General features: G+C 71.6%; 21 protein-coding genes. 9 read left to right on the top strand and 12 right to left on the bottom strand.

The window, feature by feature from the left end; translation table 11 throughout:
• Positions 1 to 45: 45 nt before the first annotated feature.
• On the bottom strand, positions 46 to 2,847 hold the full coding sequence (locus AB0M82_RS28935; protein WP_364728234.1) for a BTAD domain-containing putative transcriptional regulator: 2,802 nt from the start codon (positions 2,845 to 2,847) through the stop codon (positions 46 to 48).
• Between the two features lie 74 nt (positions 2,848 to 2,921).
• On the opposite strand from AB0M82_RS28935, the gene AB0M82_RS28930 reads away from it, so the two are divergent.
• Positions 2,922 to 3,851: an o-succinylbenzoate synthase gene (locus AB0M82_RS28930; RefSeq protein ID WP_364728231.1), complete on the top strand. Its 930-nt coding sequence runs from the start codon at positions 2,922 to 2,924 to the stop codon at positions 3,849 to 3,851.
• Positions 3,852 to 3,893: 42 nt separating this feature from the next.
• Here AB0M82_RS28930 and AB0M82_RS28925 read toward each other — a convergent pair whose 3' ends face one another.
• Positions 3,894 to 4,664: a nucleotidyltransferase domain-containing protein gene (locus AB0M82_RS28925; RefSeq protein ID WP_364728230.1), complete on the bottom strand. Its 771-nt coding sequence runs from the start codon at positions 4,662 to 4,664 to the stop codon at positions 3,894 to 3,896.
• A 123-nt stretch (positions 4,665 to 4,787) separates the two neighbouring features.
• Between AB0M82_RS28925 and AB0M82_RS28920 the strand changes: the two genes are divergently transcribed.
• Together AB0M82_RS28920 and AB0M82_RS28915 are read left to right on the top strand one after the other, a co-directional pair.
• Positions 4,788 to 5,003: a PspC domain-containing protein gene (locus AB0M82_RS28920; RefSeq protein WP_364728228.1), complete on the top strand. Its 216-nt coding sequence runs from the start codon at positions 4,788 to 4,790 to the stop codon at positions 5,001 to 5,003.
• A gap of 169 nt (positions 5,004 to 5,172) precedes the next feature.
• Entirely contained in the window at positions 5,173 to 5,505 is a 333-nt protein-coding gene (locus AB0M82_RS28915) for a hypothetical protein (RefSeq protein ID WP_364728225.1), read from the top strand.
• Between the two features lie 69 nt (positions 5,506 to 5,574).
• Here the strand turns inward: AB0M82_RS28915 and groL are convergent, their stop codons facing one another.
• From groL to AB0M82_RS28890, 5 genes are all read right to left on the bottom strand, one after another.
• Complete coding sequence (groL, locus tag AB0M82_RS28910; protein ID WP_020641728.1) at positions 5,575 to 7,203, bottom strand: chaperonin GroEL; 1,629 nt, start codon at positions 7,201 to 7,203, stop codon at positions 5,575 to 5,577.
• 236 nt (positions 7,204 to 7,439) lie between these two features.
• Complete coding sequence (locus AB0M82_RS28905) at positions 7,440 to 8,909, bottom strand: serine/threonine-protein kinase (RefSeq protein ID WP_364728222.1); 1,470 nt, start codon at positions 8,907 to 8,909, stop codon at positions 7,440 to 7,442.
• A gap of 63 nt (positions 8,910 to 8,972) precedes the next feature.
• Positions 8,973 to 9,179 carry a cold-shock protein gene (locus AB0M82_RS28900; protein WP_284749612.1) on the bottom strand — a complete coding sequence of 69 codons (207 nt, stop codon included), beginning with the start codon at positions 9,177 to 9,179 and terminating at the stop codon, positions 8,973 to 8,975.
• Between the two features lie 112 nt (positions 9,180 to 9,291).
• Entirely contained in the window at positions 9,292 to 9,915 is a 624-nt protein-coding gene (locus tag AB0M82_RS28895) for an AIM24 family protein (protein WP_364728219.1), read from the bottom strand.
• The gene (locus AB0M82_RS28890) at positions 9,915 to 10,592 is read right to left on the bottom strand and encodes a TIGR00266 family protein (protein ID WP_364728216.1); all 678 of its coding nucleotides are present in this window, start codon (positions 10,590 to 10,592) and stop codon (positions 9,915 to 9,917) included. The genes AB0M82_RS28895 and AB0M82_RS28890 overlap by 1 nt, the downstream gene beginning before the upstream one ends.
• A 73-nt stretch (positions 10,593 to 10,665) precedes the next feature.
• Between AB0M82_RS28890 and glp the strand changes: the two genes are divergently transcribed.
• Complete coding sequence (gene glp / locus AB0M82_RS28885; protein WP_364728214.1) at positions 10,666 to 11,859, top strand: gephyrin-like molybdotransferase Glp; 1,194 nt, start codon at positions 10,666 to 10,668, stop codon at positions 11,857 to 11,859.
• On the opposite strand, the gene AB0M82_RS28880 is transcribed toward glp, so the two are convergent.
• Positions 11,813 to 13,066 carry an MFS transporter gene (locus AB0M82_RS28880; RefSeq protein ID WP_364728211.1) on the bottom strand — a complete coding sequence of 418 codons (1,254 nt, stop codon included), beginning with the start codon at positions 13,064 to 13,066 and terminating at the stop codon, positions 11,813 to 11,815. The two genes, glp and AB0M82_RS28880, sit on opposite strands and share 47 nt — an antisense overlap.
• Complete coding sequence (locus AB0M82_RS28875) at positions 13,063 to 13,629, bottom strand: helix-turn-helix domain-containing protein (RefSeq protein WP_364728208.1); 567 nt, start codon at positions 13,627 to 13,629, stop codon at positions 13,063 to 13,065. Before AB0M82_RS28875 ends, AB0M82_RS28880 begins: the two co-directional genes overlap by 4 nt.
• 71 nt (positions 13,630 to 13,700) lie before the next feature.
• On the opposite strand from AB0M82_RS28875, the gene AB0M82_RS28870 reads away from it, so the two are divergent.
• Positions 13,701 to 13,985, top strand: a complete 285-nt coding sequence (locus AB0M82_RS28870) for a GlsB/YeaQ/YmgE family stress response membrane protein (RefSeq protein WP_364728206.1) — start codon at positions 13,701 to 13,703, stop codon at positions 13,983 to 13,985.
• Positions 13,986 to 14,024: 39 nt separating this feature from the next.
• Here AB0M82_RS28870 and AB0M82_RS28865 read toward each other — a convergent pair whose 3' ends face one another.
• A complete protein-coding gene (locus AB0M82_RS28865) occupies positions 14,025 to 14,249 on the bottom strand; it encodes a hypothetical protein (protein ID WP_364728203.1) in 225 nt (74 codons plus the stop codon).
• 257 nt (positions 14,250 to 14,506) lie between these two features.
• Between AB0M82_RS28865 and AB0M82_RS28860 the strand changes: the two genes are divergently transcribed.
• The 3 genes from AB0M82_RS28860 to AB0M82_RS28850 all read left to right on the top strand — a co-directional run bounded on the left by AB0M82_RS28860 (position 14,507) and on the right by AB0M82_RS28850 (position 18,763).
• The gene (locus tag AB0M82_RS28860; RefSeq protein WP_364728201.1) at positions 14,507 to 15,241 is read left to right on the top strand and encodes a phosphatidylserine decarboxylase; all 735 of its coding nucleotides are present in this window, start codon (positions 14,507 to 14,509) and stop codon (positions 15,239 to 15,241) included.
• A gap of 3 nt (positions 15,242 to 15,244) precedes the next feature.
• Complete coding sequence (pssA, locus tag AB0M82_RS28855) at positions 15,245 to 16,201, top strand: CDP-diacylglycerol--serine O-phosphatidyltransferase (RefSeq protein WP_364728199.1); 957 nt, start codon at positions 15,245 to 15,247, stop codon at positions 16,199 to 16,201.
• Positions 16,202 to 16,492: 291 nt separating this feature from the next.
• Complete coding sequence (locus tag AB0M82_RS28850; protein ID WP_364728196.1) at positions 16,493 to 18,763, top strand: AAA family ATPase; 2,271 nt, start codon at positions 16,493 to 16,495, stop codon at positions 18,761 to 18,763.
• A gap of 57 nt (positions 18,764 to 18,820) precedes the next feature.
• Here the strand turns inward: AB0M82_RS28850 and AB0M82_RS28845 are convergent, their stop codons facing one another.
• Positions 18,821 to 19,438: a LytR C-terminal domain-containing protein gene (locus AB0M82_RS28845; RefSeq protein ID WP_364728193.1), complete on the bottom strand. Its 618-nt coding sequence runs from the start codon at positions 19,436 to 19,438 to the stop codon at positions 18,821 to 18,823.
• Positions 19,435 to 19,743 (bottom strand): DUF3263 domain-containing protein, encoded by a 309-nt coding sequence (locus tag AB0M82_RS28840; protein WP_364728190.1) that lies wholly within the window; start codon positions 19,741 to 19,743, stop codon positions 19,435 to 19,437. The genes AB0M82_RS28845 and AB0M82_RS28840 overlap by 4 nt, the downstream gene beginning before the upstream one ends.
• A gap of 155 nt (positions 19,744 to 19,898) precedes the next feature.
• On the opposite strand from AB0M82_RS28840, the gene AB0M82_RS28835 reads away from it, so the two are divergent.
• Positions 19,899 to 20,477: a peptide deformylase gene (locus AB0M82_RS28835; RefSeq protein WP_364728187.1), complete on the top strand. Its 579-nt coding sequence runs from the start codon at positions 19,899 to 19,901 to the stop codon at positions 20,475 to 20,477.
• Positions 20,478 to 20,589: the final 112 nt, after the last annotated feature.

Below are 20,589 nucleotides of genomic sequence, written 5' to 3'. Positions count from 1 at the left end.
TGAAGCCCCGCTGATCACGCGAGATGCCCGTCCCGGGCCACAGCTTCAGCTTGCCGCGCACACCAAAGCGGCCAGCTTCGCTCGCACGTCGTCCGCGTCCGGATGTCCCAGCTCCGTCAGCAACCGCACCGATCGGAGCCAGTACTCCCGGGCCAGTGCCGCGTCGCCGTTGCGGAGGTGGATCGTGCCCAGCTGGGCCAGTACGTCCGCCGCCTCGTAGTGCTCGCCCATGGCGAAGAACATCTCCACCGAGTCGCGGAGGCACGCGATGCCCTCGTCGGCCCGGCCCAGCCCCAGCAGCGCCAGGCCGCGCGTGTGCAGCGTGAACCGCGTGTCCACCGGCTGCCCGTCCGGGCCGAGGATCGCCAACGCCGCATCGGCCAGCCGCAGCGCCTGCTGATAGTCGCCCATCGACGTGCAGATGTCGCCGAGCGCGCGCAGCACGCCGGCCTCCAACACGCCCAGCCCCAGCTCGCGGACGATCTCCAGCGCCCGCATGCCGTGTTCGTACGCCCAGGCGCAGTCTTCGAGGTTGTGCGCCGCCATCGCCAGGTTGTAGTGCGCCCGCGCCTCGCCCTCCCGCGCGCCGAGCTCACGCTGGATCGCGAGCACCTGTTCCAGGTACCGCCGGGACTCGTCGTACTGCCGGGCCACGCCGTTGACGACGCCGAGCCCGCTGAGGATGCCCGCCTCGCCCGGCCGGTGGCTGCTCGCCCGCGCGGCTTCGAGCGCCACCGCGAACACCGAGCGCCAGTCGTCGAGCCGCGAGCGCGTCACGAAGTAGCTCTGCAGCAGCCAGGCGAGCTTCCAGCAGACGTCGTCGCGGCGGCGGCGCCGCGCCAGGTGCACCGCGGCGATGAGGTTGCCGGACTCCTCGCCGAACCAGTCCAAGGCGTCGTGGTACTCGGCGAACGTCAGCCCGCCCTCGAGGTCGTCGAGCTCCAGCAGCCGGTAGTAGCGCTCCGGCCGCATCCGGCGTGACGCGTTCAGCGCCGACGCCAAGTACCAGCCCAGCAGCCGATCCAAAGCAGCCTCGCGCTGCGAAGCCGGGTCAAGCTGCGAAGCGGCTTCGCCGGCGTAGGCCCGGATGAGGTCATGGAACTGGTAGCGGCCCGGCCGCGGCTGGGCGAGCAGGTGCGCGGCGGCCAGTGTCTCCAGCATCGGCCGGGTGGCCGCGAGGTCCAGCCCGGCCACCGCGGCCGCCGCCGGTGCGGTGAAGTCGACGCCGGTGAGCAGCCCGAGCAGCCGCAGCAACCGCGCCGTCGTCGGCTCCAACGCCTGGTAGGAATACGAAAACACCGAACGGATGTTGGTGCCTTCCCCGTCGGCGAGGTCGAACGAGCTGAGCAGGTCGCTGTCGAGGGAATCGACGAATTCGTCGAGCGCCAGGCCGGGAAACTGCGCCGCCCGCACGGCGAGGATCCGGATCGCCAGCGGCAGCCCGCCGCAGTAGCGCACGAACCGCTCGGCGGCCGCCGGATCGCGGGCGACCCGGTCGAAGCCGATCGTGGCCGCGAGCAATTCGACGGCGTCCTCGTCGCCGAGCTCCTCCAGCGCGATCCGCCGCGCGCCGTGCGTCGCGACCAGCGCGCGCAGCTGCCAGCGGCTGGTGATCACGACCAGGCAGCCCGGCCCGGGCAGCAGCGGGCGCACCTGCTCGGTGCGGTTGGCGTTGTCGAGCAGGAGCAGCAGCCGCCGTCCCGCGCTGTGCGTCCGCCAGCTCGCCGCGCGGCCGTCGAGGTCGGCCGGGATCGACTCGCACGGCACGCCGAGTGCGGTGAGCATCGATTCCAGCGCCGCCGACGGCTCCACCGGCTCGCCGGGACCGTAGCCACGCAGGTTGAGGTAGACCTGCCCGCCGGGGAACCGGTCGGCGATCTCGTGCGCGAAGTGCACGGCCAGTGTCGTCTTGCCGATGCCGCCCATGCCTTCCACGGACGCGATCGGCGTCGACGTGCCGGCGTCGAGCGCCTCCGGCAGCAGCGCGTGCAACGCCTTGAGGTCGCCTTCGCGCCCGGAGAAGATCCGCAGGTCGGCGGGCAGCTGGCGCGGCACCTGCGGCTCGACGCCGAGCCGGTAGCGCGCGAGCCGGCCGTCTGCCGGATCGCCGTCCTCGGCGCCGGTGAGGATCGCCTGCCGGGTGCGCTGCAGCGACGGTCCGGGATCGAGCCCCAGTTCCTCGGCCAGCACGCCGCTGATCCGGCGGTACACGTCGAGCGCCTCGGCCTGGCGGCCCGACCGGTACAGCGCGATCATCAGCTGCTCGTGCAGCCGCTCCCGCAGCGGGTTCTCACTGGTCAGCCTCACCAGCTCGGGGACGACGGTGCCGTATTCGCCGACGTCGAGCAGCGCGTCGGCCCACTGCTCGCGGACGCGCAGCCGTTCCTCGGCCAGCTGGCCGACTTCGTCGCGGTGCAACGCGTCCGACTCGACGTTGAGCAGCGCCGGTCCGCGCCAGTGCCCGAGCGCCTCGGCGAAGTGCGCGGCGGCCTGGCGGCTCTCGCCGCGGTCCATCGCGGCCTTGCCCCGCACGGCGAGCTTGCGGAACCGGGTGAGGTCGAGCAGGTCGTCGTCGAGTTCGATCAGGTAGCCGCCGCTCTCGGTGCGGATCGCGACCTGGTCGCCGAGAGCGCGACGCAGGCGCAGCACGTACGTCTGGAGCGCGCCCTTGGAGCGGCGGCGGTCGTCGTTCCACAGCCAGCGGGCCAGTTCGTCGACCGGCACGACCCGGTTCGCGCGCAGCACCAAACCGGCCAGCACGATCAGCGGCCGGCTGCCCCCGAGCGGTACCGGGCGGCCGTCGGCCGTGACCTCCGCCGGACCCAGCACACGGAAATCGAGGACCACAGGCCCATTCTGTCCGGAAACGTGCAGTTCGGCACCTGGTTACCCGACTCGGGACGGTGGCATGATCGGCGGCGATGAAGGTCTACGCGATCCCCCTGCGCACCCGCTTCCGCGGAATCACCGTCCGGGAAGGCGTGCTGCTGCGCGGCCAGGCGGGCTGGGGCGAGTTCTGCCCGTTCGCCGACTACTCGGACGCCGAGAGCGTGCCGTGGCTGCGGGCGGCGCTGGAAGCGAGCGAAGCCGGCTGGCCGCCGCCGGTCCGCGACCGGGTCGAGGTGAACACGACCGTGCCGGTGGTCGGGCCGGAGCAGGCGCACGAGCTGGTCCGCGCGTCTGGCTGCCGCACGGCCAAGGTGAAGGTCGCGGACCCCCGCTCGGCGCTGGTGGACGACTGCGCCCGGGTGGAAGCGGTCCGCGACGCACTCGGCCCGGGCGGCGCGATCCGCGTCGACGCCAACATGGCGTGGGACGTCGACACGGCGGTCCGGGCGATCACCGCCCTCGACAAGGCGGCGGGCGGGCTGGAGTACGCCGAGCAGCCGTGCCCGTCGATCGAGGACCTGGCCGCGGTGCGCCGCCGGGTACCGGTCCGCATCGCGGCCGACGAGTCGATCCGCCGGGCGGAGGACCCGCTGAAGGTGGCGGTCGCCGGAGCGGCGGACATCGCGGTCCTGAAGGTCGCCCCCCTCGGCGGCGTGCGCCGGGCACTGGAGGTCGCCGAAGCGTGCGGGCTGCCGTGCGTGGTGTCGTCGGCGGTGGAGACGAGCGTCGGCCTGGCGGCGGGGCTTGCTCTGGCCGGGGCGCTCCCCGAGCTGGACTTCGCCTGCGGACTGGGCACGATTTCGTTGCTGGAAGGGGATGTCTGCCCGGAGTCACTGTCCCCAGTGGACGGTTATCTGCCCGTCCTGCGCCAGGCCCCGGAGCCCACGGAGGCGTACCGGGCCCCGGCGGAAGCCGAGGCAGCGTGGGAAGCCCGCCTGGCGCGGGTGCGCGGGTTGTCGTGAGTGTTCAGCCGGGTTCTGGCCCGGCTGCACACTCACGACCACTCAAGCCGTCTGCCACGCCGACTCGTAGGCGCGCACCAGCCACTGGTCCGCCCAGGCTCGGTCCGGCTGCTCGGGCAACGGCGAGTCACCCCGCACCAACCGATCGAGCCGGTCCTCCAGCTCCGCCGCCGCCTCGATGGCTTCCTCTTGGGTGTGCTTCCCGCGTCGCAGGTCGCGCAGCCAGGTCAGCCACGGCTCCGCGATCGGGAGCGTCATCCGGCCGGTCTCGAGCAGCTCGACACCCTGGACGCCCAGACGCACCATGTGCATGGCGTACTTCGTGTCGAAGCCGTACTTCTCGATCAGCTCCGGCCGGTTGACCTTCAGCGCGCCTTCGAGCATCCGCTGCCGCTGCGTCCGCAGGTACCCCGCGAACCTCAGGCCCGCCAGGCGCGAAACGATCCGGTCCGCGTTCGCCCGCAGCTCGTGGCCGAGACCGGTGATCCGCACGATCTCCACCTCCGGGACGAACAGCGGGAGCAGGATCGTCGGATTCCCGGTCAGGGCCAGGCGCATCCACTTGCGCAGCGAGTAGACGATCAGATCGAGGTCGCCCGGCCCGGATCGGACGCCTTCGGGCTGGGTGCGGAAGATGTACTGCTCGAACCGCTTCAGCCCGGTGACGTACTCGGCCGGCTCCACGCACAACCCCATTTCGTCGCGGTCGTCCTGACCGTCGACGGCGGTGCCGTGCAGGCCGGAACCGACCTGGCAGCGCAGGATCGTGCCCCGCTCGGCGAGCTCGGCGAACTGGGGACTGTCGTGTTTCATGGTCCGAAGTTGTACCTGCTCTCCGATACGGGCAGCACGTGGTTTTCCCCGAGGCCGAGTTCAGGGTCGGGGTCCGGGCCCTTCCCGATGTGGACGAGGGCCGCCGGGAGCGAACATTGAGCCATGACGAACAGCGTGTACACCCCGGAAACCAAGAAGGTCCGCCGCAGCCGTACCGACAAGATGCTGACCGGTGTCTGCGGTGGCTGGGCCACCTACCTCGGCATCGACGCGACTGTCCTGCGCATCGGGCTCGTCGCGGCGGTCTTCCTGTCGGCCGGGATCGCCATCCCGATCTACGTCGCCGCCGCGATTCTGACGCCCGAAGAAGACTCCTGAGCGGGGCGGGCACCGGTTCGCAGGGGGAAGCGGTGCCCGCCGGACGACGGGGTGTGCCGATGAACGGCCCGGACGCCAGGGGACGTCCGGGCCGTTCGGCGTAAGCCCCTACTCTGACCGGCCGAAAGGCCCTCGGCGAACCCCGTCCGAGGGGCTAGGGTTCGCGGCTGTGGATCACGGAAGTACCGTCGGCCGGACGGCGGCGAAGGTCGTCGTCGGGATCTTGGGCGGGCTGTACCTGGCCGCCGGGCTGGGGCTGACGGCCTTCTCCGCCTTCCGCGCGCTTGCCTTCGACGACACCGGCGGCACGAGCGTCACGAAGACCGTGCTCTACAGCGCCGCCGTACTGGCGATCTGGATCCTGCTCACCGGGATCGGCGCGATCGTCGTCGCACTGGAGGCCGAAGAGCCCGCGACCGCCTGGCTCGGCGGCCTCGGCGTGCTCGCGCTCGGTGTCGTCATCCTCGGCGCGTACGCCATCTGGTTCTTCACCAAGCCATAGACCAACGCCCACAAAGAAAAGCCCGGCCCGCCGAAGCGGACCGGGCTTTCCCGGGTAAAGCGACCGGACTCAGAAGTCCATGCCACCCATGCCACCGGACGGGTCGGCGGGAGCGGCCGAAGCCTTCTCCGGCTTGTCCGCCACGACGGCCTCGGTGGTCAGGAACAGCGCCGCGATGGACGCGGCGTTCTGCAGCGCGGAGCGGGTGACCTTCGTCGGGTCCGGCACGCCGGCGGCGAGCAGGTCCTCGTAGACACCCGTGGCGGCGTTGAGGCCGTGACCCTGGGGCAGGCCCTTGACCTTCTCCACCACGACGCCGCCCTCGAGGCCGGCGTTGATCGCGATCTGCTTGAGCGGGGCCTCGACGGCCACCTTGACGATGTTGGCGCCAGTGGCCTCGTCGCCCTCGAGCTTCAGGCCCGCGAACGCGGCCTCGGCGGCCTGGATCAGGGCCACGCCACCACCGGCGACGATGCCCTCTTCCACGGCGGCCTTCGCGTTGCGCACCGCGTCCTCGATGCGGTGCTTGCGCTCCTTGAGCTCGACCTCGGTCGCGGCGCCGGCCTTGATGACGGCCACGCCGCCGGCCAGCTTCGCGAGCCGCTCCTGCAGCTTCTCGCGGTCGTAGTCCGAGTCGGAGTTCTCGATCTCGGCGCGGATCTGGTTGACGCGACCCTGGATCTGGTCGGCGTCGCCGGCACCCTCGACGATGGTCGTCTCGTCCTTGGTGATGACGGCCTTGCGGGCCTTGCCCAGCAGGGACAGGTCCGCGTTCTCCAGCTTGAGGCCGACGTCCTCGGAGATGACCTGGCCACCGGTCAGGATCGCGATGTCCTGCAGGATCGCCTTGCGGCGGTCACCGAAGCCCGGCGCCTTGACGGCGACGGACTTGAAGGTGCCGCGCATCTTGTTGACGATCAGGGTGGCCAGAGCCTCGCCCTCGACGTCCTCGGCGATGATCAGCAGCGGCTTGCCGGACTGGATGACCTTCTCCAGCAGCGGCAGCACGTCCTTGACGGTGGAGATCTTCGAGCCGAAGAGGAGGATGTAGGGGTCCTCCAGCTCGGCTTCCTGACGCTCCGGGTCGGTGACGAAGTAGCCCGAGATGTAGCCCTTGTCGAAGCGCATGCCCTCGGTGAGCTCGAGCTCGAGACCGAAGGTGTTGCTCTCCTCGACGGTGACGACGCCTTCCTTGCCGACCTTGTCCAGCGCCTCGGCGATCAGCTCGCCGATGGTGCGGTCAGCGGCCGAGATCGAGGCGGTAGCAGCGATCTGCTCCTTGGTCTCGATCTGGACGGCCATCTTGTGCAGCTGCTCGGTGATGGCCTCGACGGCCGCCTCGATGCCGCGCTTCAGGCTGATCGGGTCGGCTCCGGCCGCGACGTTGCGCAGGCCTTCCTTGACCAGGGCCTGGGCGAGCACGGTGGCGGTGGTGGTGCCGTCACCCGCGACGTCGTCGGTCTTCTTCGCAACTTCCTTGACGAGCTCGGCCCCGATCTTCTCCCAGGGGTCCTCGAGCTCGATCTCCTTGGCGATGGAGACGCCGTCGTTGGTGATGGTCGGCGCGCCCCACTTCTTTTCGAGCACGACGTTCCGGCCCCGCGGGCCGAGGGTCACCTTGACGGCTTCGGCGAGGATGTTCAAGCCACGCTCGAGACCGCGGCGGGCGTCCTCGTCGAACGCGATCAGTTTGGCCATTGCGGTGTGGTCCTCCGGTATTGGGCGCCACCGCCGCGCTGCGTCTTTGGGTATGCGTACAGCGGCGGCAGCAGGACTCTTTCCTCGGCCAGGCTCGGTGCCCGCGACGGACGACTGGACCCGGGTGGGGTCAGCCTCACCGTCCCGACCTTTGGCACTCGACGGCGTCGAGTGCCAAGTCCGTGTTTAGCACTCTCGGGGGGAGAGTGCAAGAAGACCTGCTCAGCGCCGCACGATCAGTTGCCCGGCTTGATGCTGATCGACGGCGGAGGCGCGTTGAGCGACGAAGGCGCGTTGCTCTGGGAGCCGCCCGGGCCGACCGGGATGTTCGGCGCCGGGGTCTGCCCACCGCCGCCACTGCCGCTGTCGCTGCCGAAGAGGAAGATCGCGCCCACGATCAGGCCCGCCAGGACCACGAGGCCGAGGACGAGGAAGACCCACTTCTTGCCACCGCCGCTCTTCGGCTGGTGGAACGCGCCCGCTCCGCCCGCGGGCAGCGGCGGGCGCAGCCGCATCGGGTCGCCGGGCTGGCCGTAGCCGGGCGGCGGGCCCTGCGGCGGCATGCCCTGCTGCTGCGGGTAGCCGTAGCCCGGGGGCGGTCCTTGCGGCGGCATGCCCTGCTGGGGGTAGCCGTAGCCGGGCGGCGGGCCCTGCGGTGGGCCCTGGGGACCTTGCGGACCCTGCGGGCCGGGGCCCTGGCCGTAGCCGGGCTGCTGCTGTCCTCCGTACGGATGCACGGGGGCCCCCTCTCCCTGCGGTGCGCTGTTCTGGTGCGGCCCCTGTTGTACCTGACCCTGGCGCTGCGGCGCCGGAACTCCACCCGAATTGGACCCAGGTGGACCCGGAGGGGTGTCCGACGCGGCCAGGGGGCCGAGCGCGCGGCGCGCGGCCGCGACCATCTCGACGCAGCTGGGGTAGCGGTCCGCCGGGTTCTTGGCCATGCCCTTGCGGATGACCTCGTCGATCGACGGCGGCAGCGCGACCGCACGGGAGATCGCCGGCGGTTCGCCGTTGAGGTGGCCCTTGATCACCGTCGGCACGTCGCCCTTGAACGGCGGGCTGCCGGTGAGGCAGGCGTAGAGGACGCACGTCAGCGCGTACTGGTCGGTGCGCCCGTCCAGCGGCTCGCCGCGCAGGTGCTCGGGCGCCGCGTACGTCGGCGAGCCGAGGAAGTCGCCGCCGCGGGTGCGGTGCCCGGTCGCGCCGCGCCGGGTCAGCCCGAAGTCGGCGACGTACACGTGCTCGCGCGAGGTCTCCTTCTTCGTCACGAGCACGTTCGCCGGCTTGACGTCGAGGTGGACCAGACCACGGCTGTGCAGGGTGTCGAGGGCGTCCGCGACCTGGTCGAGCATGGTCAGGGCGCGCGCGGGCCCAATGGCACCGCCCGAGATCAGCCCGGCGAGATCGCCGCCGTCGACCATGCGCATGGCGATGTAGAGCATGCCGTCGAGCTCGCCGAAATCGTACAGCGGCACGACATTGGCGTGGTCGATCGCCGACGTGTTACGCGCTTCGTCGACGAACCGCTCGCGGAACTCGGCGTCGGTCCCGAGGTGGTCACCGATGACCTTCAGGGCCACCTTGCGGCCGAGCCGCACGTCCGTGGCCTTGTAGGTCACACTCATGCCGCCCTTGCCGAGCACACCGTCGATGCGGTAGTTGCCCAGCCGGCGACCGGTGAGGTCCCCCGACACATCGCCTGTCACGCCCGGCAGCCTAACGTCCCTGGTTCGGCGGCTGCCGGGGGTCGCCCATCGAGTGGGCCGCGGTTACGAAACCTTCCGCACCTCGGCTGCCTGGCTACGGCCGTCCCGGCCCGACTGCACCTCGAACTCGACGCGGTCGCCTTCGTCCAGAGTGCGGAATCCGTCCGCCTGAATGGCGGAATAGTGCACAAACACGTCCGGACCTTCGGTGGATTCGATGAACCCGTAGCCTTTTTCCGAGTTGAACCATTTGACGGTGCCGACAGCCACGGCGCCCTCCCTCAGCACAAAGGATCCGCTGGCCCGAGCGGATGCCAGCGGTGCGAGTGTCAATCACGCTACCGGAATTATTCCCCTCGGCAATGGGCAATTCGTCTGAAGATCACGCGCCGGAAAGCCGTCGGTTACGCGCCTGCACGAGCACCGTCCCGGGACCCGCGAAGTCGACCGCGAGCCCTTCGCCCGTACGCACCGACTGAGGGCCGCCCGGGTCGAGGGCGCGCAGCCGGCACTGGACGGTGTCCGGGTAGGCCAGCAGGTAGTCCGGCCGGACGGTGACCAGCTCGCCCTTGCCGAGTTCGAAGGCGTCCACCGGGCCCGGCGCGGCCAGCACGAGCGGCCCGGTTCCGCTGTAGTGCTCGAGAAACCCCGAGTCGGCGCCGAAGAGCTGCTGCAGCGGCACCCAGCCGGCGTCGTGCCGGACGGACGACGGCCGCACCAGCACCGCGTCGCGGTGCACCGACCAGCCCGTGCCGCCGCCGAGCTCCAGGGAGTAGACGTCGCCGGGCCGCAGCGGCGCGAAGTCGATCCAGCCGCCGTCCGACGGCGCGGTGTAGACGGCCGTCGTGGTCTTGCCCGCGCGGACGCCGCCGCGGCCCGCCGCCGTCTCGGTGACCCCGAACCGGCTGGCGAGCAGGGTTTCGGGCGCCGCCTGCACGGCCTCGCCCGGATCGAGCAGGACGCGGGCGACGCCGAAGCCGGGCGTGTGGCGGGTCTGGACGCGCATCAGCGGGACGGGACGTGGGAGACGATCCAGCTGATCAGCGCGGACGGGTTGCGCGTCTGCGTCATGATCTGGCCGGGGCCGGCGAAGTCGAACACGAGGCCTTCGCCGCTCTTCATGGACTGGATCATGCCCTGCGCGACCTTCCGGATCTGGTACTGCACGGTGTCGGCGTACGCGACGACGTGCCCGGTGTCGATGGTCACCATTTCGCCCTGCTGCAGGGTGATGGTCTCGACCGCGCCGTAGCAGCTGACGAGCAGCTGGCCCTGGCCGGTGGCGTGGGTCAGGAACCCGCCTTCGCCGCCCATCAGGTTCTTCATCCCGCCCCACTTGGTCTCGGTCTGCACGCCGTGCGACGACGCGAGCCAGCAGCCGCGGGTGACGGCCCAGCCGGTGCGGCCGTCGAGGGTGATCACCTGGATGTCGCCGGGCAGGTTCGCGGCGACGTCGACCCAGCCGCCGTTCGGCGGCGCGGTGAAGGTGGAGATGAAGAAGGACTCGCCGGAGAGGAACGCGCGGCCGAGGCCCTTCATGATGCCGCCCTGCGCCTGCGACTGGACCTGCACGCCGTAGCTGGTCGCCATCATCGCGCCGGACTCGACCTGGCACGGCTCGCCGGGTGCCAGCATCAGCCGGGCGACGGCGAACGAGGGCTGTTGACGGACTCCGACCTGCATGCGTGCTCCCCTGTGGCGGCTCTCGAACGACGCAAAGTCTTGCACGAGCGCCCACGACGGGGAGGATGGTCCGGTGATCTCCGTCGACGACTACCGCGACCGGGTTGCCGCGCTACTGGGCACCTCTCCCGCGACCGCCCTGCCCCTCTCCGCCGCGGCCGGCCTCGTCCTGGCCGAGGACGTCCGGGCCGGCGTCTCCCTGCCGCCCTTCGACAACTCCGCGATGGACGGTTACGCGGTCCGCGCGGCGGACGTCGCGGCGGCGCCGGTGACCCTGCCGGTGGCCGACGACATCCCGGCGGGCCGGGTCGACGTCCGGCCGCTCGAGCCGGGCACCGCGCACCGGATCATGACCGGCGCGCCGCTGCCGCCCGGCGCGGACGCCGTCGTGATGGTCGAGGACACCGACGGCGGCACGTCGACGGTGACGATCTCCGCGGTGGCGCGTGAAGGCGCCCACATCCGGCGCACCGGCGAAGACGTCCTGGCCGGCAGCGTCGCGCTGCACGCCGGGACCGTGCTCGGCCACTCGCAGCTGGGCCTGGCGGCCGCCGTCGGGCTCGCCGAGGTGCGGGTGCACCGGCCGCTGCGGGTGCTGGTGGCCTCGACCGGCACCGAGCTGATCGACGCGCCCGCGCCGCTGCGGCACGGCCAGATCTACGAGTCCAACAGCGTGATGCTCGCGGCGGCGATCCGCGGCCTCGGCTGCGAGGTCGACGTCGTCCGCAGCGTCGTCGACGACGTCGAGGAGTTCCGCAAGGTCATCGAGCCGAAGCTGGCCGACGCCGACCTGCTGGTCACCTCCGGCGGGGTCAGCGCGGGCGCGTACGAAGTGGTGAAGGACGCGCTGACCGGCCAGGGCGTCGAGTTCGAGAAGGTCGCGATGCAGCCCGGCGGGCCGCAGGGCTGCGGGCGCTGGCAGGGCGTCCCGGTGGTGACGCTGCCGGGCAACCCGGTCAGCGTCCTGGTGTCGTTCGAGGCGTTCCTGCGCCCGGCGCTGCTGACGGCGCTGGGCCACACCGACGTCTCGCGCCGCCGGATGCGGGCCCGCCTGACCGAGTCGATGTCCTCGCCGCCCGGGCGCCGCCAGTACCGCCGGGGCGTGTTCACGCCGTCCGACCGGGAGGTCACCGGGATCGTCGGGCCGCGCGGCGGCCCCGGCTCGCATCTGCTCGCGGCGTTCACCCAGGCCAACTGCCTGATCGTGTTGCCGGAGGACGTCACGTCGGCTGCGGTTGGCGACGAGGTGGACGTCCTGCTGCTGTGACCGGGAAGTCGCGCAGCTTCCGGTACGGCGCGAGGATCGGCAGCGCGGCGATCAGCACGCCGGACGCCACCCACAGCGTCTCGCGGACGCCGATCGCCTCGCCGAGCACGCCGCCGAGGACCCCGGCCAAGGGGATCGCGCCGTAGGAGGTGAGCGAGGCGCTCGAGGTGATCCGGGCGAACAGCTCCGGCGGGCAGTACCGCTGCCGGAACGTCGCGGTCAGCACGTTCGAGGCGACGACACCCGCGCAGACGCCGAACACGCCGAGCACGAACGGCACGAGCCCCCAACCCGGTCCGCTCAGGGGGCCGAGCAGCATCATCGGCGCCGCGGCCACCTCGCACAGCAGGAACGCGCGGGCGGTGCCGAACCGCGCGCCGAGCCGTCCGGCCAGCGCCGCCCCGAGCACTCCGCCCGACGCGGCGAGCGCCAGGACCAGGCCGACCAGGCCGGGTTCGGCGCCGAGCGTGCGGGCGAGGAAGACGATCTGGATGGAGCTGTAGCCGGTCAGCGCGAGATTCGAAACCGCGCCGAACACCATCAGCGACCGCAGGTACCGGTCGCCGGCGACGAACCGCAGGCCCTCGCCGATCTGGCTGCGCAACGGCGTCCGCGCCGCCGGAGCCACGGTCTCGCGGACCCGGATCGCGCGCACGCACAGCACGGAGACGCCGAAGCTGACCGCGTCCGCGAGAATGCCGCTGACCGGGCCGAACGCCTGCGCCAGCAGCCCGGCCAGGCCCGGCCCGCCGACCTGCGTCGCGGACTCGCTGCCCTGCAGCTTCGCGTTGGCTTCCAGGAGGTCGTCCCGGCCGAGCAGGACCGGCAGGTAAGCCCGGTAGGCGAGGGTGAAGAAGACTTTCGCGACACCGCCGAGCAGAGCGGCGGCCAGCAGGTACGGCATGGTCAGCAGCCCGAACACGGCGGCGAGCGGGACACTGCCGAACACCGCCATCGACACGGTGTTGCAGGCCAGCATGATCGGGCGCTTCGGCAGCCGGTCGACCCACGCGCCGGCGGGCAGGCCGATCACCAGCCAGGGCAGCCAGGCCACCGCCGTCAGCAGCGCGACCTGGAAGGTGCTCGCTTGGAGCGTGACCACCGCGACCAGCGGCAACGCCGTGCTCGCGACCATGCTGCCGAGCATGCTGGTGGTCTCGCCGGTCCAGAGCAGCCGGAAGTCCCTGTTCCCCCAGAGCCCCTTCACGGCTGACCCACCGATGCCCGGCCGACGAGGAAGACGGGACGCCGCTCCTCACCATCGTCGGGGATCTCCCGGTTCGAGTACTCGGTGAACAACGCGATGATCCGCTCGTCCAGCTCGCGAAGCTCGGCGACGGACATCTTCGCCCAATGGTCCACGCTGAACGCTCCCGACGAGCGCCAAGGCTCCGGCTCGGAATCGCGCCGGGTCAGCCATTCTCGGTACACGGCCGATTGGTGTTCGAGACTGAGCTGCTCGGCGGCTTCGGCGATCGGGTCGTCGGGGAAGTCCGACGCAGCCCAACGGAATCCGTCCACGATCCGGCGCCACCACCGTTCGCGCTGGTCACGGGCCAGCTCCGGCGCCTCTTCGATGAATTCGCTGGCTGCCAGCACCTTGAGGTGGTGGCTCACGTTGCCCACCGCCTGACCGGTCTTCTCGGCGAGCATCGACGCCGTGGCGGGGCCGTCCAGGCGGAGCAGGTCGAGCAGCCGACGGCGTAGCGGGTGCGACATCGCCGCAAGGACTTTCGAATCGCGGACGTTGCGAATGTTCTCCTCGGACATGCACACAAGAGTAGTTGCACAAGAGTTCTTGTGCAATATCTCTTGTGCGTCCGCTCCCGTAAGCTCTCGTCATGGGTTTCGTCGCATGGGTCTTCTTCGGCGCGATCGTCGGCTGGGCCGCCAACCTGGTCGTCGGCGGCCGGGCCCGGCGCCGGCAGGGTTGCCTGGTCAGCGTGCTCGTGGGGGTGGTCGGCGCGGCGCTCGGAGGGCTGCTCTACCGGCTCGCGACCGGCCAGGCGAAGACGTTCGACTTCGACTTCCCCAGCTTCGGCGTGGCCATCCTCGGCGCCGTCGTGCTGCTGGCGATCCTGCGGCTCTTGACCAGCCTTGGCCGACGTTCGAGTGACCGTTTGTAACTTTTGCCGGACGAACCGTGATCAACGCCGCTCAACCGGCTAAAGTGTGCCCTTCTGCACATCTCGCAGACCCGGATCCCGCGGCCGGGTGCATGCGCCGTCGGGGGGCGCATGCACCCGGCTTCGCCTCAACGCCTCGCTGACGATCTCGACCGCGTGCGCCAAATCCACGAGCGGTGGCACGGGAACCTCGTCGATCTCCTGACGCCACGCGCCCAGCAGCTCGCCGAGCCGGGCTCTGGCGGGATCGTGGCGGTCGGTCATCGGTTCCCTCACAGGTCGGGCGGCGAGCGGCGAGCAGCGCCCCGAACGGCGTCAACTACCGAGAGTTATCGGTGAAATCGACCTTGCGTTACCGAAAACGATCATTCTCACCCGCCGTGGTGACACCCTCGCGGAGGTGCGACCAGGGGCGCACGGACACGCTCACCTGGGGCAGCGGTAGCGTGGGGGCGCCCGTACGCGGCCGCCGGACCCCGGCGCCGACCCGTTCTTCCGACACGAAACCAGGGGACCCGACCATGAGCGGCACCCGGCCGGAGCCCGCCGGCAACCCCGTCGCGCACGCCCTTCAGCTCGCTCGCGAAACGCTGCCGCCGATGCACCCCGCCGGCCGCCCGTTCGTGGCGGGCGGTGTCGCCGCGACACTGCTCGCGCGCCGGTTCTCCAAGCGCCTCGGCCTCGTCGGCGCGCTCGCGACCGTGGCGACGGCCGCGTTCTTCCGCGAGCCGAAGCGGGTCCCGCCGCCGCGTGACGGCGTGGCACTGGCCTCGGCCGACGGTCTCGTGTCGCTGATCGAAGAGGCCGTCCCGCCCGCCGAGCTCGGCCTGCCCGCCGAGCCGCGGATGCGCGTGTCCGTGTTCCTCTCGGTGTTCGACGTGCACGTCCAGCGCGTGCCGGCGAACGGCGTGATCGAGCGGGTCGCCTACCGGCCGGGCAAGTTCCTCTCCGCGGACCTGGACAAGGCGAGCGAGGACAACGAACGCAACTCCGTGTTGATGCGCACCGAAGACGGCCACGAGCTCGTCGTCGTGCAGATCGCCGGGCTCGTCGCGCGCCGCATCCTCTGCGAGATCCGCGAGGGCGACAAGGTCGGCGCCGGCGCGACGTACGGCATCATCCGCTTCGGCTCGCGGGTCGACCTCTACCTCCCGCCGGGTTCGCGGGTGCTGGTCGCGAAGGGCCAGCGCACGGTCGGCGGCGAGACGGTGATCGCCGAACTCCCCGCCGCGCCCGTGTCGCTTTCGGAAGGCTGATCGATGGTCCGCGTGACCACCCCCGGCGTCCGGCTGCTGCCGAACGCCATCACCGTGCTGGCGCTGTGCGCGGGCCTGTCGGCCGTGCAGTTCGCGCTGACCAAGAACTACGCGATGGCCATCGCCTCGATCGGCATCGCGGCGGTGCTCGACAGCCTGGACGGCCGGATCGCCCGCCTGCTCGACGCGACGTCGAAGATGGGCGCGGAGCTGGACTCGCTGTCCGACGGCATTTCGTTCGGCGTCGCGCCGGCGCTGGTCATCTACGTGTGGCAGACCGGCGCGGACCGGATCGGCTGGGTGGCGTCGCTGATCTTCGCCGTCTGCATGATCCTGCGGCTCGCCCGGTTCAACACGCTGCTGGACGACACCGAACAGCCGCCGTACGCGAGCGAGTTCTTCGTCGGCGTCCCGGCGCCCGCGGGCGGCCTGCTCGCGATGCTGCCGCTGGTGGCCTGGCTGCAGTGGGGCACGGGCTGGTGGTCGTCGCAGTACGTCGTGTGGGGGTGGACGGTCGCCATCGCCGCGTTGCTGATCAGCCGCATCCCGACGCTGTCGCTGAAGACGGTCAAGGCGCCGGCCAAGGCGATCGCCCCGCTGCTGATCGGCGTCGCCCTGCTCGCCGCGGCGATCATCCAGTTCCCGCTGGTCGCGCTGGTCGCCGCGATGATCCTGTACCTGGCGCACATCCCGTACTCGATCCACCGGCACCGCTGGCTGGCCGCGCACCCGGAGGCCTGGACGGTCCCGCCGCGCGAACGCCGCGCGATCCGCCGGGCCCGCTCGTCGCGCCGCCTGGGTCTGCGCCCGCCGTTGCGGCGCCGGGTGGCGGGCGCGGCGATGCGCGCGGTCCGCCTGCCCCGCAACGGCGAGTTCGTCCGCACCCCCCGCGGCTCCGGCGAAAACGGCCAAGGCCCGCGGCGCCGCTCCTGGCGCCAGATCGGCCTCCGCCGCAAGTAAGTCCCCGCCAATCACGCGAGTTACGCCCCCAATCACGCGAAACACGCCCCCAATCACGCGAAACACGCCCCCAATCACGCGAGACACGCGCCCAATCACGCGAGATCGCCCGCTGATCACGCGAACCGACCCGCCAGGTACGCGAGTCGTCCGTCCAGGCACGCGAGTTCGCTGTTCCGGTACGGCGATCACGCGTGATCAGCGGGGCAGCACGCGTGAGCCAGGGGGCATCTCGCGGGATCGGCGGGACATCGGCTCCTCCGAGGCCCCCGGCTCGCTAGGGTGAACGGCGTGAGCCACCCGCAGATCACGCTGACCGTCCGGCACACGCCGTCCGCGCTGGACACCCGCCGCGGCGTCGTCCGGCTGCATCCCGAAGTCCTCGACGCGCTGGGCCTGCGGGCCTGGGACGCCGTGCACCTCACCGGCGCCCGGGTCAGCGCCGCGCTCGCGGCGCCCGCCGAGGAGACCGGCGTGCCGGGGGTGGTGCTCACCGACGACGTCACGATGTCGAACCTCGGCGTCACCGAGGGCTCCGAGGTCGTGGTCTCGCCGGCCGAGGTCGCGGCGGCCAGGACGGTGACCGTCGCGGGCTCGCGGCTCGCCAGCGTCTCGGTCAGCCCGCACATGCTGCGGCTGGCCCTGATCGGCAAGGTGCTCACCGTCGGCGACGCCGTTTCGCTGCTGCCGCAGGACCTCGCGCCGACGCCGGGGTCCGACCCCGCCGGCCTGCGCGGCCAGCTGTCCCGCGCCATCGGCGCGACCTGGACGAACGAGCTGCTCACCGTCACCGCGACCGAGCCGGCCGGCCCCGTGGCCGTCGGACCGTCCACTGTGGTCACCTGGCGCGACGGCGCGCGGCCGGCGCCCGAGCCCGCCGCGCCCCGGACGGCGACCGCGCTCGTCCGCACCTCCGCCGTGACCGCGGCCGAGGAGTGGATCGACGCCGAGATCGTCGAAGACGAAGCGACCGCGACGGTCGAGGAGGCTGCCGAGCCGGTTGTGCCGCTGGCCGACCTGATCGGCGCCGAAGCGGCCGCGCGCAAGCTCGCCGAGTGGTTCGACCTGGCGTTCCACCGGCCGGAACTGCTGGCGCGGCTGGGCGCGCCCGCCCATCTCGGCGTGCTGCTGTCCGGCCCCGAAGGCGTCGGCAAGGCGACGCTGGTGCGGTCGGTGGCCCACGAGGCGGACATCCGCGTGGTGCCGGTGGCCGCGCCGAACCTCGCGGTGCTGGACCCGAACGTCGCGGTGGCGCGCCTGCGCGAGGCGATCCGCGCGGCGGAGGGGCCCTCGGTGCTGCTGCTCACCGACGTCGACGCGCTGCTGCCCGCGGCTACGCCGCCGCCGGTCGCCACGGTCGTGCTGGAGGAGCTGCGGACGGTGCTGCGGCGCGAGCGGTTCGCCGTCGTCGCCACCACGGCCCGCGCGGAGTCCGCCGATCCGCGGCTGCGGGCCGCCGACCTGCTCGACCGCGAACTCGGCCTGGCGCTGCCGGACGCGAAGACCCGGCGGGAACTGCTGAACGTCCTGCTCCGCGACGTCCCGCTCGACACGGGCATCGACTGCGGCGTCCTCGCCGAGCGGACGCCGGGGTTCGTGGCGGCGGACCTGATCGCGCTCCGGCGGGACGCGGCGCTGCGAGCGGCGCTGCGCCAGCGTGACGACGACGAGCCGCGGATCTCGCAGCAGGACCTCTTGGACGCGCTGGCCACCGTCCGGCCGGTGTCGATGTCCACTTCGGACAACCTGGCCACCGGCGGGCTGACTCTGGACGACGTCGGCGACATGGCCGACGTCAAGCAGTCCCTCACCGAAGCCGTGCTGTGGCCGCTGCGGTACCCGGACTCGTTCGCCCGGCTCGGCGTCGAGCCGCCGCGCGGAGTGCTGTTGTACGGGCCGCCCGGTGGCGGCAAGACGTTCCTGGTGCGGGCGCTGGCCGGCACCGGCGCGCTGAACGTCTTCGCGGTCAAGGGCGCCGAGCTGATGGACAAGTGGGTCGGCGAGTCGGAACGCGCGGTGCGCGAGCTGTTCCGCCGGGCCGCGGAGGCCGCGCCGTCGCTGATCTTCCTGGACGAGATCGACGCGCTGGCGCCACGTCGCGGCCAGTCGTCCGACTCGGGGGTCGCCGACCGCGTGGTCGCGGCGCTGCTGACCGAGCTCGACGGCGTCGAGCCGATGCGCGAAGTCGTCGTCCTGGGCGCGACGAACCGGCCGGAGCTGGTCGATCCGGCGCTGCTGCGGCCGGGACGGCTGGAGCGCCGCGTCTACGTACCGCCGCCGGACGCCGAGGCCCGCGCCGCGATCCTGCGGGCGAGCTCGAAGAACACCCCGCTGGCTCCGGACGTCGACCTGGCCGCGGTGGCGTCCACTCTGGACGGTTACTCGGCGGCCGACTGCGCGGCGCTGATCCGCGAAGCGGCGCTGACGGCGATGCGCGAGTCCCTGGAGGCCCGCGAAGTCACCGCGGCGCACCTGGAGGCGGCCCGGAAGACGGTCCGCCCGAGTCTCGACCCGGGTCAGCTGGCGGCGCTGGAGGCCTACGCGAAGACCCAAGCCGGGTAACTCGCGTGATTTGACCCGGATCTCGCGTGATTGAGGCCGGAACTCGTGAGGTCTGGGTCAGCCCTTGTGGCCGGACTGGTAGTTGTTCGTCACGATGACGATCACGCCGGGGCTCGCGTTCTCGATCCCCGGGAAGCGGGGCTCGGCCTTGAAGCCGAACTCCTGCGCGAGCTGCTTGGCCGCGGCTTCCTCGTCGGTGCCCGGGCGGTAGTACGCCTTCGTCTCCGGGATGATGCCCTGCGAGTAGTTGCTGACGTCGATGACGTTCCAGCCGCCGCCGCGGAAGTCGTCCGCCGCGCGGGCCGCGAGGCCCTTGATCGTCGAGTTGTTGAACACCCGCAGCGTCACCCACTTGTTGGACGCCTGCTGGTCACCGCCCGGCCGGCCGGGGGCGGGCGACGTCGGCTGGCCCGGCGGCGGGGAGGTCGGCGCCGGCGGGGTGGGTGACGGCGAAGTCGACGGCGGCGGGCTCGACGGCGAAGACGTGGTCGGTGGCGTGGACGTGCCGCCGGACGTGCCCGGCTGGGTCGACGTGCCGCTCGGCCCGGCTTGGTTGGCCCCGTCGCCCCCGCTCAGCGCGGAGATCCCGCCGATGACGGCGGCCACGATGGCGATGCCGATCAGCGCGACCCCCGCGGCCTTCATCGGCCGGGACAGTCCCGAAAAGACGCTCATTTCAGCTCGATCCCCAGTCGCCGGGCCCCACGCTTGCGCTGGCGGGTGGCGCGCGTCTTGCGCAGCCGCTTCACCAGCATCGGGTCGGCCTCGATCGCCTCCGGCTTCTCCAGCAGCTTGTTCAGCAGCTGGTAGTAGCGCGTTGCCGACAACGAGAACCGTTCGCGGATGGCGTTCTCCTTCGCTCCGGCGTGCCGCCACCACTGACGCTCGAAGGCGAGAATCTCGATCTCGCGTTCGGTCAAGCCGGGCACGGGCTTCGGCGGCGACGGCTGCGGCTCAGCCATCGACTCCGCGGCGTCCATCCGAGTCCCCCTCAATCGGGCGTCATGGCGAATCAGACCTAGCGCTTCCGCGGGCGCCATTCAACCACGAAACCGCCCGCCGACGTGGGCATCCGCGTCGGCGCGTCACGGTCTGATGCAGGTCTACCAGAAGGGTCCGACTAAACTGCCTCGCCGTGACCATCCACCCCATCGTGATCGCGGGCGAGCCCGTGCTGCACCAGCCGACTCGGGAGATCACCGAGTTCGACGAGAAGCTGCGCACGCTCGTCGACGACATGTTCGAGACGATGTACGCCGCCGAGGGCGTCGGCCTCGCGGCCAACCAGATCGGCCTCGGCCTGCGGGTGTTCGTGTACGACTGCCCGGACGACGAGGGCGTCCGCCACAAGGGCGTCGTCGTCAACCCGCGGCTCGAGACGTCGGAGATCCCGGAGACCATGCCGGACCCGGACGACGACTGGGAAGGCTGCCTGTCGGCGCCCGGCGAGTCGTATCCGACGGGCCGCGCGAAGTGGGCGAAGGTGACCGGCTTCGACGTCGAGGGCAACCCGATCGAGGTCGAGGGCACCGGCTACTTCGCGCGCTGCCTGCAGCACGAGACCGACCACCTCGACGGCTTCATCTACCTCGACCGCCTGGTCGGGCGGCACGCGCGCGCCGCGAAGAAGATGCTGAAGTCCAACAAGTGGGGCGTCCCGGGCAACTCGTGGCTGCCGCCGAAGACCCCCGAGGACGACGGCGCCGTCATCTGATCCTCGCAAGTCCGTGAATGTCGCATTGAGGGACTTGAAGTCCCTCAATGCGACATTCACGGCTTTCGGCGGACGGTCAGCAGCCGAGGAAGTGGCACCGGACGACGCGAGG

This window comes from Amycolatopsis sp. NPDC051128, assembly GCF_040682715.1.
GTDB lineage: Bacteria > Actinomycetota > Actinomycetes > Mycobacteriales > Pseudonocardiaceae > Amycolatopsis.
This window is presented reverse-complemented; position numbering and strand designations above follow the sequence as displayed.

Excerpts from the sequence above, each read along its gene's own strand:
- AB0M82_RS28930 (WP_364728231.1), top strand. The coding sequence starts at position 2,922 with ATGAAGGTCTACGCGATCCCCCTGCGCACCCGCTTCCGCGGAATCACC.
- AB0M82_RS28925 (WP_364728230.1), bottom strand. The coding sequence starts at position 4,664 with ATGAAACACGACAGTCCCCAGTTCGCCGAGCTCGCCGAGCGGGGCACG.
- AB0M82_RS28920 (WP_364728228.1), top strand. The coding sequence starts at position 4,788 with ATGACGAACAGCGTGTACACCCCGGAAACCAAGAAGGTCCGCCGCAGC.
- groL (WP_020641728.1), bottom strand. The coding sequence starts at position 7,203 with ATGGCCAAACTGATCGCGTTCGACGAGGACGCCCGCCGCGGTCTCGAG.
- AB0M82_RS28895 (WP_364728219.1), bottom strand. The coding sequence starts at position 9,915 with ATGCGCGTCCAGACCCGCCACACGCCCGGCTTCGGCGTCGCCCGCGTC.
- AB0M82_RS28890 (WP_364728216.1), bottom strand. The coding sequence starts at position 10,592 with ATGCAGGTCGGAGTCCGTCAACAGCCCTCGTTCGCCGTCGCCCGGCTG.
- AB0M82_RS28875 (WP_364728208.1), bottom strand. The coding sequence starts at position 13,629 with ATGTCCGAGGAGAACATTCGCAACGTCCGCGATTCGAAAGTCCTTGCG.
- AB0M82_RS28870 (WP_364728206.1), top strand. The coding sequence starts at position 13,701 with ATGGGTTTCGTCGCATGGGTCTTCTTCGGCGCGATCGTCGGCTGGGCC.
- AB0M82_RS28865 (WP_364728203.1), bottom strand. The coding sequence starts at position 14,249 with ATGACCGACCGCCACGATCCCGCCAGAGCCCGGCTCGGCGAGCTGCTG.
- AB0M82_RS28860 (WP_364728201.1), top strand. The coding sequence starts at position 14,507 with ATGAGCGGCACCCGGCCGGAGCCCGCCGGCAACCCCGTCGCGCACGCC.
- pssA (WP_364728199.1), top strand. The coding sequence starts at position 15,245 with ATGGTCCGCGTGACCACCCCCGGCGTCCGGCTGCTGCCGAACGCCATC.
- AB0M82_RS28845 (WP_364728193.1), bottom strand. The coding sequence starts at position 19,438 with ATGAGCGTCTTTTCGGGACTGTCCCGGCCGATGAAGGCCGCGGGGGTC.
- AB0M82_RS28840 (WP_364728190.1), bottom strand. The coding sequence starts at position 19,743 with ATGGACGCCGCGGAGTCGATGGCTGAGCCGCAGCCGTCGCCGCCGAAG.